The organism is Dorea sp. 210702-DFI.3.17 (assembly GCF_020560825.1).
Classification (GTDB): Bacteria; Bacillota; Clostridia; order Lachnospirales; family Lachnospiraceae; genus Dorea; species Dorea formicigenerans.
The window spans coordinates 16,148-29,563 of record NZ_JAJCNB010000018.1; the positions used below are offsets into that span (position 1 = coordinate 16,148).

The window sequence follows — 13,416 nt, forward strand, 5'->3', positions numbered from 1 at the left end:
GCGAAAGCCCCGTGTTTGAAGATGGAAAACGCTACGGTATCCGTGAATTTGACACCCTGATGAAACAGGCGGATGAGGAGCAGGTGGCCGGTGCAAAGGCTGCTCTTGAAAAATACGGCACTTGGCAGGTGTGGTACGAATCCGATGACCCAGAAAATGCTCGGTTCCTGGGGTATGACAAGGTGAAATTTACCGTGGTCATGCCAGATGGCACCACCTACACCGAGCGCCAGGATATTGGGGACGGTGACGGGGGCGTTCTGGACTTCCTCGCACAATATTCCAAGTACCAAGACATCCTTCCCTTGTTGCAGCAAAGTACACCACCACAAAATGATTATATGCTTTTAAGCCGCCTGAAAGCCGACTGCGACTATTTCTTGGGCGCTGGCGGGCGGGCAGAAAAGCACCTGTGGGCTGGGAACGTGCGAGAGCAAATCGCCAAAATGCGGGAACTCTATGACGCCCTGCCGGAAAAACCGGAATGGCTCACCATGGAGGACATCGACCGCTATGCCCAGCGCATGGAGCCGCCTTACGAAGTGGTGGTGTACCACCACTTTGAAAATGGCTTTGATGAACGGCTGGATTACCAAACGCTGGCGGAGGCCGAACAAGCTGCGCAGAAATATGTGGCCGGCACTATGGAGGGCGAGGATGGCTTTGCCTATGATGGCGCGGGTATCTATGACCTTCAGGAGAACAGATGGCTGCGGGTTTACGGGAACTTCCCTGATGAACGAGCCATTGAGCAGGCAAAACAAGCCCCTGCCGCAGAGGAACCGTCAGCCAGCCCAGAGCAGGCCGATTTACAGCCTAAAAAAGAAGAAGCACTCCCACTGCCGCCGAAGCACCCCCGCCGTGAGCGCATTACTTTCACAACCCTGCACCCGGAGGTCCCCAGGGATCAGCGCCATGATTTCCACATCACCGATGACGCCCTGGGCCACGGCACCCCCAGCGAGAAATACGCGGCCAATGCTGCCGCCATCCGCACCTTGAAGCAGATCGAAGCTGAGGAACGGCTGGCCACGCCCGAAGAACAGGAAATCCTGTCCCGCTATGTGGGCTGGGGCGGCCTTGCAAACTGCTTTGAACAAACCAGCCCCCATTATGAGGAACTGAAATCTCTGCTGGATTCGGAGGAATACGCAGCGGCCAGGGCCAGCTCCCTCACCGCCTTTTACACGCCGCCTGTGGTCATCCGGGGAATCTATAAGGCCCTCGCTCAGATGGGCTTTACCCAAGGGAACATTTTGGAGCCATCCTGCGGCACCGGTAATTTCCTTGGCTTGCTCCCCACAGATTTGGCGGGCAGCAAAGCCTATGGCGTAGAGCTGGATTCCATTTCCGGGCGGATTGCGGGCCAGCTTTACCAGAATGCCAACATTTCCGTAAACGGCTTTGAAACTGTGCAAATGCCCGACAGCTTTTTTGATGTAGCCGTGGGCAACGTCCCCTTTGGGGATTTCAAAGTGCTGGATAAACGGTACGACAAGCACCACTGGCTGATCCACGACTATTTCTTCGGCAAGACGCTGGACAAGGTGCGGCTCGGCGGTATTGTGGCGTTCATTACCAGCAAAGGCACTCTGGACAAGGAAAACTCCAGCGTCCGAAAGTACCTGGCACAGCGCGCCGATCTCATTGGGGCCATCCGCCTGCCGGATAACACCTTCAAGCGGAACGCCGGAACGGAAGTGACCAGCGACATCATTTTCCTGCAAAAGCGCGACCACATCACCGATTTAGACCAGGATTGGGTGCATTTGGACACCGATGAAAACGGAATCCGCATGAACCGCTATTTCGTGCAGCACCCGGAGATGATTTTGGGCGACATGGTGATGGAATCCACACGGTTCGGGCCGGACAGCGCCTGCAAAGCCCGCGAGGGGGAAGATTTATCCGAGCAGCTTGCCAATGCCATCCAGTTTTTGCAGGCGGAAATCAAGCCCTATGAGCTGGAGGAGCTGGACGAGGAGGAAGATCGCTCCATCCCTGCCGACCCCACAGTGAAGAATTTCAGCTACACGATTGCAGATGGGCAAGTATACTACCGAGAAAACAGTCTCATGCACCCGGTGGAAGTCTCCGTCACGGCGGAAAACCGTATCCGTGGCATGATCGAGCTGCGGGAATGTACCCGCAGGCTTATTGAGTACCAGACCGAAGGCTACCCGGATGAGGATATTGCAGCCGAGCAGCAAAAGCTCAACGCCCTTTACGACAGCTTCACCGCCAAGTATGGGCTGCTGAACAGTCGCGGCAACAAGCTGGCCTTTTCGGAGGACTCCAGCTACTGCCTCTTGTGCTCTCTGGAGGTGCTGGATGAGCAGGGCAACCTAAAAAGAAAAGCCGATATGTTCACCCGGCGCACCATCCGGCCCCATGTGGCTGTCACCAGTGTGGATACAGCCAGTGAAGCGTTGGCGGTGTCCATTTCGGAAAAAGCCCGTGTGGATATGGACTATATGGCAGAGCTGTCGGGTAAATCCCCGGAGGAACTGGAAAAAGAGCTTGCCGGGGTGATCTACCGGGATATTCGCTGTGCGGAGAACCCGGAGGACATCCTGCCTTCTTTGGCGGATTTGAGCCGCTATCCTCTTGTCACGGCGGATGAGTACCTTTCCGGGAAAGTGCGCCAAAAGCTGCGGATGGCAAAAGCATTCCTGGAAGTGGCCCCTGACAATCAGAAGGAAACCGCCCGCAGAAATGTGGAGGCCCTGGAAGCCGTTCAGCCCCAGGATTTGGGCGCTGGAGAAATTGGCGTGCGCATTGGCGCGAACTGGGTGCCCATCGAGGTGTACCAGCAATTCATGGTGGAGCTGCTCACCCCCAATTACTATGTGCGGGATCGTATTAAAATCCTGCGCTCCGAAGCCACCGGCCAATGGAGCATCCGGGAGAAAAACGCCGACCGCAGCAATGTGAAAGCCATTACCACCTACGGCACCAAGCGGATGAGCGCCTACCACATCTTGGAGCAGACCCTAAATCAAAGGGATGTGCGGGTATTTGACTATATTGAGGACGAGAACGGCAAGAAAAAGCCTGTCCTCAACAAAAAAGAAACCGCGATTGCCCAGGACCGGCAGGAACTCATCAAGCAGAAGTTTGCCGAGTGGATCTGGAAAGACATCGACCGCCGGGAACTGCTGTGCCGTGTTTACAACGAAACCTTCAACGGCGTCCGCCCCCGTGAGTATGATGGGCGGCACATCCGGTTTGAGGGCATGAACCCGGAAATTTCCCTACGGCCTCATCAGATCAACGCGATTGCCCATATCCTTTACGGCGGGAATACCCTGCTGGCCCACGAGGTGGGGGCGGGCAAGACCTACGAGATGGTGGCCGCTGCCATGGAGATGAAGCGTTTGGGCCTTTGCACCAAGTCGCTGATCGTGGTGCCAAACCACATCACCGAGCAGTGGGCGGCGGAATGGCTCCAGCTCTATCCCAGCGCCAACATTTTAGTTGCCACGAAGAAAGATTTTGAAACCCAGAACCGCAAGAAGTTTTGCAGCCGCATTGCCACCGGGGACTACGACGCCATCATCATCGGCCACAGCCAGTTTGAAAAAATCCCCATGAGCCTGGAGCGCCAGCAGGCCATTTTGGAGCGCCAGATTGAAGAAATCCTGGAAGGAATCGAGCAGGCCAAGGCACAGAAGGCGGAACGCTACACGGTCAAGCAGATGGAGCGTACCCGGAAATCGCTGGAGACAAGGCTGGCCAAGCTCAACGACCAGAGCCGCAAGGATGACACCGTCACCTTTGAGCAGCTCGGCGTGGACAGGCTCTTTATTGATGAGAGCCATTATTTTAAGAACTTGTTTTTGGCGACAAAAATGCGAAACGTGGGCGGCATTGCCCAGACCGAAGCCCAGAAATCCAGCGACCTGTTCATGAAAACGCAGTATCTGGACGAGTTGACCGGCGGGCGCGGCGTGATTTTTGCCACCGGCACCCCTATCTCCAACTCCATGGTAGAGCTTTACACCATCCAGAGGTATTTGCAGTACAGGCTCCTGCAGGAGATGGGCCTTGTCCATTTCGATGACTGGGCGGGGAGCTTCGGAGAAACGGTTACAGCCATCGAGTTATCGCCGGAGGGCACCGGCTACCGAGCCAAAACCCGGTTTGCCAAGTTTTATAACCTGCCGGAGCTGATGGCTGCTTTCAAGGAGGTTGCCGACATCCAAACAGCGGATATGCTTTGTCTGCCTGTTCCCAAGGCAAACTTCCACACGGAAGTGATCCAGCCCTCGGAGCTTCAGAAAGAGATGATAAGGGGGCTGGCGGAACGGGCAGAGAAAATCCGTGCCGGTGGGGTTGACCCCCATGTGGACAATATGCTCCGCATTACCAATGACGGGCGGAAATTGGCGCTGGATATGCGGCTCATCAACCCTCTCGCTGCCGACGACCCCAATGGCAAGGTGGCTGTCTGCGCCCGGAATGTGTTCCGCATCTGGGAACAGACTAAAGAAAAACGCTCTGCCCAGCTTGTATTCTGCGACCTGTCCACACCTACTACCGATGGCTCTTTCAGTGTTTATGACGACCTAAAAAAGAAACTGATGGACGCCGGTATCCCGGAAGAAGAAATCGCCTTTATCCACACGGCAGACAGCGAAGCCAAAAAGAAGGAGCTGTTTTCCAAGGTGCGCGCCGGGCAGGTGCGGGTGCTGCTGGGTTCCACGGCCAAAATGGGCGCAGGCACTAACGTCCAGGATAAGCTCATTGCCCTGCATGACCTGGACTGCCCCTGGCGGCCTTCCGACCTTCAGCAGCGGCTGGGGCGTATCGTCCGCCAGGGCAATGAAAATGAGGAGGTGGAAATCTATCGGTATGTAACGGAAGGCACTTTTGACGCTTACCTCTACCAGCTTGTGGAGAACAAGCAGAAGTTCATCGCCCAGATCATGACCAGCAAGGCCCCCGTCCGTGTGGCGGATGATGTAGATGAAACTGCCCTCAGCTATTCGGAAATCAAGGCATTGGCCACCGGCAACCCACTTATTATCGAGAAGTGCAACCTGGATATGGAGGTGGCGCGGCTCAATATGCTGAAAGCCAGCCACTTGAACCAGGTGTACGCTCTGGAGGAACTGGTGTATCGGAAATACCCGGAGGAAATCACCCAGCTCACGGAACGGATCGCGGGCTATGAGCAGGATGTGGCGCTGGCGGCGGCCCACCCCAAGGCCCAGGAGGGCTTCTGCGGCATGGAGGTGGATGGCAGGCACTACACCGAAAAAGAGGGCGCCGGCAAGGCTATCATTGATGTTTGCACCCGTATGACAGGTTCCGACGCTGTTCTTTTGGGGCAGTACCGGGGCTTTTCCATGGTGCTGGCTTATGATGGCAGGAGCAACGAGTATCGGATCACGCTCAAAGGCACTCTTTCCCATACGGTGACGCTGGGGGCGGATGTGTTCGGCAATATCACCCGCCTGGACAACGCTCTGGAAAACCTTGCAGGCAGCCTGCAGGCCGAGCAGAACAGCCTGGAGGAAACCAAGGCCCAGCTTGAAAACGCCCGCACGGAATTGGCTACACCTTTTGCCCGCGAGGAGGAGCTGGCGGAGAAAACAGCCCGTTTGAAAGAGCTGAATATTCTGCTCAACATGGATGAGAAGGACAAAACATTGATGGACGATACCCCAGACGAGGGCGAGGATGTGCCTGCCCGGAGGGTTGCGGAGCTGGCACGGTAAAGGAGGATACGATGACCAACGAAGAATTAAATACCAGGCTCTATGAGAAAATGTTTGCGGAACAGGAGCAGTTCCGGGATTGGCTGCTCTCCCAACCGCCGGCTGAGATTTTGAACCATGCCTATGAGTACACGGTGCGGGAGGACATCCTGATGTCTCTTGAATACCACGATCTGGAGGATAGTCAGGCCAGGGCGCTGCTGAAATCTGACAAGCCCTTGAAGCAGATTTTTGAGAGGTGGGAGAACCAGGAAACCTCTTATATGGATACGGTATGGGATACTGTCCAGGAACAGGCCAGGGCCGCCGAAGCCAAACAGAAAGCCAAAGCGCAGAAAGAAAGGTGATTGCACATTTGCCATTGCGCTGCGGGGCAGGTATAGTATAATAAAAATCGTGATAAGGGGTGATGATAGATGGACGATGATAGATGGACGATAGCTACTGCCTGCTCCCGGAGCGCATTTCCGAGCAGTTTTCTGAAATCGACAGCGACATCGTGATGGATTTGGCGGCTGCCAGCCCGGAATATACCGAGTTGAAGGCCCAGATGGAGGAACTGAAACGCCAAAATCTTGTGATTGGCGCTCTGCTGGAGGGCAAGGGAGAACTTTCTTTTACCGCTGAGGAGCATGAAGCCTTGAAAGAATTTATCCGGCTGTATATGCGGGCCGATAATATGAAACGGGAACACATCTACTTCCGGGGCCATGCAGACGGATTTGCCTATCTGAAGAAAATCGGCGCTTTCAAAACTGAATAGTTTTTTGGGCGGCATGGAAAAATCCATGCCGCTTTTACATATCCAAATTCATTCGCACCCCCAAAAAGGTCTTGAACAAAACAAGTTTTTACGGATTAGGAGTAAAAACTATTGAAATTCTTGGAGTTTTTGGATATGGCTTAAAGCTGCCGCCCAAAACTGCACATTCCCCATTCATATCTGCATATAAATCGCAAAAGTATATGCAGAAAGTCGATTGGAGCAATCCAGTCGGCTTTTTCCATATCTGAAAAGAGTACAGCCCCTTTTACATAGTCAGCTACCCCACATGGGGCGGCTAATCTATGGCTATGTGAAGGGGGCTGTATTTTTTTATGCCTTTTTACGATTCAGAAGCCATCGAACGGGCAAGGCAGGTGGACCTGCTCACCTACCTGCAAACCTGCGAACCCCAGGAGCTGGTCCATGTGTCCGGCAACGTCTACTGTACCAAGACCCATGACAGCCTGCGGATTTCCAACGGCAAATGGTGCTGGTTTTCCCGCGGGATTGGCGGTTACAGTGCGCTGGACTATCTCATCAAGGTCAACGGCTATTCCTTTTTGGAGGCCATGGAAACTATCTCCGGAAGGGCTGCCATCCCGCCGCCTTCCTTTGTGCCAGCGCCGAAGGAGGAAAAGCCCAAGCACCTGCTTCTGCCCCAGGCCGCCCCGGATAATCGGGCGATGATGGCCTATCTCAAAGGCCGGGGCATTGACCAGGAGATTTTGGACTACTGCGTTCAGACCGGGCGGATTTATGAGAGCCGGAACAAGGGCCACAGCAACGTGGTTTTTGTGGGCTTCGACAAGGATGGCAAGGCGCGGTTCGGCTGCCTGCGGGGAATCAGTGAAGCCCGGTTCCACGGGGATTTAAGCGGCAGTGATAAGCACTTTTCCTTCGCCCTGCCCGCTTGCGTGGAAAATCCGGCAGTCCATCTGTGCGAGTGCGCCATTGATGTGATGTCCTATGCCACTCTCTGCAAGCTGGACGGGATTGACTGGCGGCGGCACAATCTGCTGTCCCTGGCCGGGGTGTACCAGCCGAAGAAAAAGATGGAGGAAAGCAAGCTGCCGGTGGCCCTCACCCGATTTTTGGATGACCACCCCCATGTGAAAACCGTCTATCTCCATTTGGACAATGACACGGCTGGCCGGCTGGCGGCCAAGGCAATCATGGCTGTCATGCCGGAGGGCTACCGTGTGGAGAACAAACCGCCGCCCCGTGGAAAGGATGTGAATGATTTTCTGTGCCACCGGCTGGGGATTCCCATTCGGGGCAGCCACAGCAAAGAGCCGGAGCGGTGAGTTGCCAGTTTTGCAGCTTCGACAGATTCTCCCTCTTGCAAATTGTTATCATATATGTTAACATTAAAGCAGTGAGGTGAGAGTATGGATGAACTGCGCAAACGGCAGAAAATCATATCCCAGCTTGTGGAGGCCCGTCTGGAGCAGGGCATTTCCCAGGCAGAACTGGCAAGGCGGCTGGGAATCCAGCGTTCCGGCATTAACCGCCTGGAAAGTGGGACACAGAACCCCACGCTTGATATGATCTTAAAAATCGCCTCGGCGCTGGGAAAGGATGTTTCACTGGAACTGAACGACAAGGAGGAGCCTATGAGTAATGTTTACAGTCTCCGCATTTATGATACGGAGCTAATGCGCTTTTCCATGGAAAAGCAGGGCTTGTCCGGCCTTGTGGCTGAAATCTTATACACCAACGAGGAGCAGGCCCATTTGCTGCCTTTGGATATGGAGCGCACCGGCGAGGGCGTCATTCATTGGCTGGAGCGGCGGGTTATCCCCAAAAACCGCGCCTTTGTGGACGAGATTTTGAAAACCCTTGGCCTCAGCCACAACGACACCAAGGGAATCATCGACGTGTGCAAGGGGCTGTCGCTCAACGACAGCTATTGGGTGGTGCCGGAAGGATTTGAGGGGGGATTCTCCCAATACAATCTTTACGAAAATCGCTTTTCCGAGATACTGGCGCTGGTGGCCTATACCGGCGCAGGCGGGAGCAGGCAGGCGTTTACCACATCCCCGGAGCTGACCACAGGCGGTATGCTGCCCAAGGCGTGGCGATATGTGGAGCACGATGGGATTTATCTCTACAAGGGCGGCACGACCGGCGCGTCCAATGCGGGCCGGGAGCCGTACTGCGAGTATTATGCTTCGCAGATTGCGGAAACCATGCGTCTGAACGCCGTGCATTATGACCTGGAGAATTGGAAAGGCATTACCGCCTCTAAGTGCGCCCTGTTTACCAACATCGACACAGCCTATATCCCCATCGGGCGCATTGTCCGAACCGGGGGCATTGCCGCCTGCCTTGCCTACTACGACAAGCTGGGGCCGGAGTTTTCCGAGCAAATCCGCAGTATGCTGGTGTTTGACGCTCTGATTTACAATGAGGACCGCCACTTTGGAAACTTTGGCGTCCTGCGGGATAACCACAGCGGCAACATTATTGCGCCCGCCCCCATTTTTGACAATGGGCTGTCCCTGTTCTGCTATGCCGGTAAGGAAGATTATGCGAATCTGGACGAGTATGCAAAAACCCGTTCTAACCCCTACAACATCTCCTATGAGGAAGTGTGTGCAGAGGTCATGGGGCCAAAGCAGAAAGAGCAGCTTCGCCGCATGATCGGGTTCCGGTTCAAGCGCCACGAAAGCCTGGGCCTGCCGGAAGAACATTTGCAGGCCATTGAGAAGCATTTGGAGAGCCGGGTGCGTAAGCTGCTGGCAATCCCCACCCGTCATCTGAAACAGGAGAAGGCGCGGTAAAAACGAATCTCTTTTTTGGAGAGCGTTCTGAAAATGGACGCTCTTTTTTGCTGCCCATTTTTAGAGAGGAGCGTGAGTGATGAACCATTATGATGTTACCATCCGGGAAACGCTGGAGGTGAAAATGAAGGTGGCGGCAAACAGCCGGGAGGAGGCCGAGCAGTTTGCCAGGGACCAATGGAAACGCGGCGAAGTCGTTCTGGACGCCAGCCATTTTACCGGCGTGGAGTTCCATGCCAAGCGGTATTTCCGTGACCGGGGCGAGCGATGAGTTCTTTTTTCGCCTGTCCCGGATTCTCCGCAGGGGAATGGAATGTAGCTGTACCAGCAAGCATCGCCTTTGTGATACCACAAAGGCCGCTTGTTAGGGGGAACGCCCCCTAATACCCCTTTTGAAAGGATGGAGGTTTTCATGGAAGGATTGTTTTTCGCCATTGGATTTCTGCTGGGCGGTGTGGTCGGCGTGCTGATTATGTGCCTGCTTCAAATCAACCGCATAGGCAGAAAGGAGGATTCGGAAGAATGAGAAAACGCAACGTACACGTACAGTTTTGGCTGGACAAAAAAGAGGCGGAAGCCTTCAACAAAAAAGTAAAGCGCAGCGGCCTTTCCCGTGAGGCGTACCTGCGCCATCTGGTGAACGGCCTGGTTCCCCAGGACGCGCCGCCGCCCGCCTACTACGACTTTATGCGGGAGCTTCACCGGATTGGCGGCAACCTCAACCAGATCGCCCAGAAAGCCCATGTGCTGGGCGTCATTGATGAGCGCCGCTATGATGAGGAAATGCGAAAATTCGACCAGCTCGTCCGGGACATCACCAAAGCGGTGATCCTTCCCCGCGCTATGGACACGAAGGGGTCCCCGCGAAGCCTGCTTCGTGGGGAGAAGGAGCACCCGCGAAGCGGTGAGCCTTTTGACGCTTGCGGCAAAAGCGGCAAGCGGAGCGCGGTGTGACGTGGCTACCACGTCTATCTGGCGGGTGAACGGCTGGCTGGGCAAGGTTCTCATCTATATCGAGAATCCAGATAAGACCGAAAATCCTGATTTCTTTGAAAAGCAGGATATGGATGGCAAGGAGGCCCAGGGCCTATCCGATGTGATCGAGTATGCCGTCCAGCAGCAAAAAACAGGCAAGACGGTGGAAAGCGAAGGCGAAACGGTCATGCGGCAGTTTGTTTCCGGGGTGAATTGCAGCCCCTCTACGGCCCGCGATGAGATGATAGCGGTAAAAAAGCGTTTCGGAAAGGAGGACGGGACTGTGGCCTACCACGGCTATCAGAGCTTTGCCCCCGGCGAGGCCACGCCGGAGCTGGCCCATGAGATCGGCCTTGCCCTGGCAAAAAAGCTGTGGGGTGAAAAATACCAGGTGCTGGTGGCTACCCATCTGGACAGGGAAAATCATCTGCACAATCATTTTGTAGTGAACACGGTTTCCTTCGTGGACGGCATCAAGTACCATCGTACCGAGCAGGATTATTTCGATATGCAGCGGGAATCCGACCGGCTGTGCCGCGAGTATGGGCTTTCTGTCATTGAGAACCCCCAGCGGGGAAAATCCAAGCACTACGGGGAATGGCGGGCCGAGCAGGAAGGCCGCCCCACCTATCTCTCCCTCATCAAAGCCGATGTGGATACTGCCATCCGCCAGTCTATGACGGAACGGCAGTTTTTTTATCATCTGCGGCAGATGGGCTATGACGTCAAGGTGGGCAAGGATATTACGGTCCGCCCGCCGAATTACCCCCGTGGACGCAAGCTCATGCGTAACTTTGGCGAGGACTACTCGATGGAGAACATCCGCAGGCGGATTTTAGCCCAGCGCCGCCCCCAGCGGGAACACAGGCCGGAGCCGTTTCGGTGCAGGCTACACGGGGATTTGAAACAGGCCAAAAAGGTGACGGGGTTCCGCGCCCTCTACTTCCACTACTGCTATCTGCTGGGGGTATTCCCCCAAAAGCAGAACCGCCCGCCCAGGCGGGTGCCTCATGCACTGCGGGAGGATTTGATCCGGGCGCAGGAGCTTACCGATGAAGCCTGCCTTCTTTCCCGCCACCGCATTGACACCCTGGAGCAGCTTAACGCCTATCGGTCCGATGTGAAATCTCAGTTTGCCGGCCTGACGGAACAGCGGAAAAGCCTGTACCGGAAACTTCGCACCAAGGCAGTGCTGGCCGACCCTGCCAGGCAGGAGTATATCCGGGCTGAGATCTCCAAACTATCTGCGCAGATCAAGGAGCTGCGCCGGGAGGTGAAGCTGTGCGGGGATATTGCCCTGCGCTCCACTTCCATCAAGGATAAGATACAGGCCGCCCGTGAGGAAGTCTCCGGCAGGGATGAGAAAGCCCGCCAGGAGCCGGAGCAGGGCCGGGCGGCTCCCCCAGGAAGGAGATGATTTTTGATGTATAACTCAGGCGACGCGGCGGAGCAAGTGGTACGGATGAGCCTGGAGGGCGCTGAATTTGCCCTCAAAATCACCGGTTCTGCTGCTAAAAATCTGGCCGCCGCCCTTTACACGGTTCTGAAAGACCAGAAAAAGACCAAGGGCAAAGCCCGCATTGAAGCCATGCTGCGGGAGAAGCGCCCCTTAAAGGTTTACACCATCAAGAAGGAGAATTGCCCGGAGTTTGCCAAGCAAGCCAAGGGGTACGGGATTCTTTATGCGCCCATCCCGGTGAAGAAAGGCGACGACACCATCGACATTCTGGTGTTCGAGGATGACGCTGCCAGAGCCAACCGGATCGTGGAGAAGTTCAAGCTCACCGTTGTGGATACGGCTTCGATCAAGGAGGATATTGAGAAATCCCGCGAACAGCGCGGCAGCGAACCCGCCGCGCCGGAGCAGGCCATGCCGGAAAAGAGTGTGGACGACCAGCTTTTGGATGAGCTGATGGAAAAGCCCACCCAGAAAGAAAAAGCCCAGCCGGAAAATCCGGCAGCGGAGAAGAACGCCCCTTTTGCCCCAGCGGCGGAAAAATCCCCTCCGTCCGAGCCTATCTCCGAGAGCAGCAGCAAGTCCGCAAGGGGTACTTCTGATGGAGCCGAGAAGCCTTCCGTCCGGCAGGAGCTGCGGGACATCCAGGCCCAGCGGAAGAAGGAGGCGGAGGCTGCCAGGGCCGAGGAGCCGGCTGCACCCCAGAAGAAGGCGGCTCAGAAAACAACCCGGCACCAGCCGCCCAAACCCAAAAAGAAGCCCAAATCGAAAGAGAGGTAATCTGTGATGAATAATTTTGACGATCTGTTTGAACAGCAGCCCCAGGCGGAGGCCGCGCCGCAAAAGCAGGAAAGCCAGAAAGAGCGCCCCAAGCGCCAGTGGTGGCAGATCCGGGAGGAAAAACAGCGAAAAGAAGCCTATGCCACCTTGGACCGGATTTTTGGAGAGTTCTCCGAGGGTACGGGCAGTATGGAGGCATATCTGGATGTGCAGAGCCGTTTTCCCTTCCACTCTGCTCGCAATGCACTTCTGATTGGGGATAAATGCCCCGACGCGGTGCGTGTAGGCGGCTACAAGGAGTGGCACGCCCAGGGGATCGAGATTTTGGAGGATGAGAAGCGTTTGCCCATCATCATTCTGGAGCCGGGCAAGGCATACCGGCGTGAGGATGGCAGCGTGGGCCAGAACTTTTACGCCAAGGAAGTCTATGATATTTCCCAGACTACGGCGCGGGATCAGGTTCAGCCCCAGGTGCGCTACGATGACCGTCTGCTCTTAAAGGGCCTGATTGCCAGTTCCCCGGTGCCCATCCGGGCCGTGGAGGAACTGCCACAGGGCCGTGGGGCCATGTTTTCTGCAGAGCAGAACGCCATCCTGGTGAAAAAGGGCATGGACGCGCCGGACATCTTCCGCTGTGTTTCTCTGGAGGTTGCCAACGTGCAGCTTGCCCAAAGCATGGACGGCTATTCCAGAGAGACAGATGGCTACAAAGCCTATGCTGTCAGCTATATGCTCTGCAAGCGGTATGGCGTGGACGCCAAAGAGTATGAGATTTCCAAACTGGACGGCGTGTTTCAGGGGCAGGTCCCCAGGGAGGATATTCCTGCTGCCCTCACCGATATGCGGGATACGTTCAAATCCCTCAATGGCCGTATGGCCAGGGCTATGGGCCTCACCCGCGACAGCAAGCAGAAGGAACAGGAACGGTAAAGG

At 55.6% G+C, this 13,416-nt stretch carries 10 protein-coding genes and 2 pseudogenes; all 12 read left to right on the forward strand.

The window, feature by feature from the left end:
- Window positions 1-11 precede the first annotated feature (11 nt).
- Window positions 12-515, forward strand: a pseudogene (locus LI149_RS15725) (LPD11 domain-containing protein); the annotation flags it as partial.
- Window positions 516-917: 402 nt separating this feature from the next.
- Window positions 918-5,723, forward strand: a pseudogene (locus tag LI149_RS09750) (SNF2-related protein); the annotation flags it as partial.
- 11 nt (window positions 5,724-5,734) lie between these two features.
- On the forward strand, window positions 5,735-6,070 hold the full coding sequence (locus LI149_RS09755) for a DUF3848 domain-containing protein (RefSeq protein ID WP_015535525.1): 336 nt from the start codon (window positions 5,735-5,737) through the stop codon (window positions 6,068-6,070).
- An 83-nt stretch (window positions 6,071-6,153) separates the two neighbouring features.
- The gene (locus LI149_RS09760; RefSeq protein WP_227143290.1) at window positions 6,154-6,486 is read left to right on the forward strand and encodes a DUF6664 family protein; all 333 of its coding nucleotides are present in this window, start codon (window positions 6,154-6,156) and stop codon (window positions 6,484-6,486) included.
- Window positions 6,487-6,821: 335 nt separating this feature from the next.
- Entirely contained in the window at window positions 6,822-7,793 is a 972-nt protein-coding gene (locus LI149_RS09765; protein WP_015535523.1) for a DUF3991 and TOPRIM domain-containing protein, read from the forward strand.
- Window positions 7,794-7,877: 84 nt separating this feature from the next.
- Window positions 7,878-9,272: a helix-turn-helix domain-containing protein gene (locus LI149_RS09770; RefSeq protein ID WP_015535522.1), complete on the forward strand. Its 1,395-nt coding sequence runs from the start codon at window positions 7,878-7,880 to the stop codon at window positions 9,270-9,272.
- A 79-nt stretch (window positions 9,273-9,351) separates the two neighbouring features.
- Window positions 9,352-9,543, forward strand: coding sequence for a DpnD/PcfM family protein (locus tag LI149_RS09775; RefSeq protein ID WP_015535521.1), 192 nt, complete (start codon window positions 9,352-9,354; stop codon window positions 9,541-9,543).
- Between the two features lie 141 nt (window positions 9,544-9,684).
- Window positions 9,685-9,798, forward strand: a complete 114-nt coding sequence (locus LI149_RS09780) for a DUF3789 domain-containing protein (RefSeq protein ID WP_015535520.1) — start codon at window positions 9,685-9,687, stop codon at window positions 9,796-9,798.
- Window positions 9,795-10,226 carry a plasmid mobilization relaxosome protein MobC gene (locus LI149_RS09785; protein WP_015535519.1) on the forward strand — a complete coding sequence of 144 codons (432 nt, stop codon included), beginning with the start codon at window positions 9,795-9,797 and terminating at the stop codon, window positions 10,224-10,226. Before LI149_RS09780 ends, LI149_RS09785 begins: the two co-directional genes overlap by 4 nt.
- A 25-nt stretch (window positions 10,227-10,251) precedes the next feature.
- On the forward strand, window positions 10,252-11,664 hold the full coding sequence (locus tag LI149_RS09790; protein ID WP_227143291.1) for a relaxase/mobilization nuclease domain-containing protein: 1,413 nt from the start codon (window positions 10,252-10,254) through the stop codon (window positions 11,662-11,664).
- Between the two features lie 6 nt (window positions 11,665-11,670).
- Window positions 11,671-12,483: a PcfB family protein gene (locus LI149_RS09795; RefSeq protein WP_227143292.1), complete on the forward strand. Its 813-nt coding sequence runs from the start codon at window positions 11,671-11,673 to the stop codon at window positions 12,481-12,483.
- A gap of 6 nt (window positions 12,484-12,489) precedes the next feature.
- On the forward strand, window positions 12,490-13,413 hold the full coding sequence (locus tag LI149_RS09800) for a hypothetical protein (RefSeq protein WP_015535517.1): 924 nt from the start codon (window positions 12,490-12,492) through the stop codon (window positions 13,411-13,413).
- Window positions 13,414-13,416 lie beyond the last annotated feature (3 nt).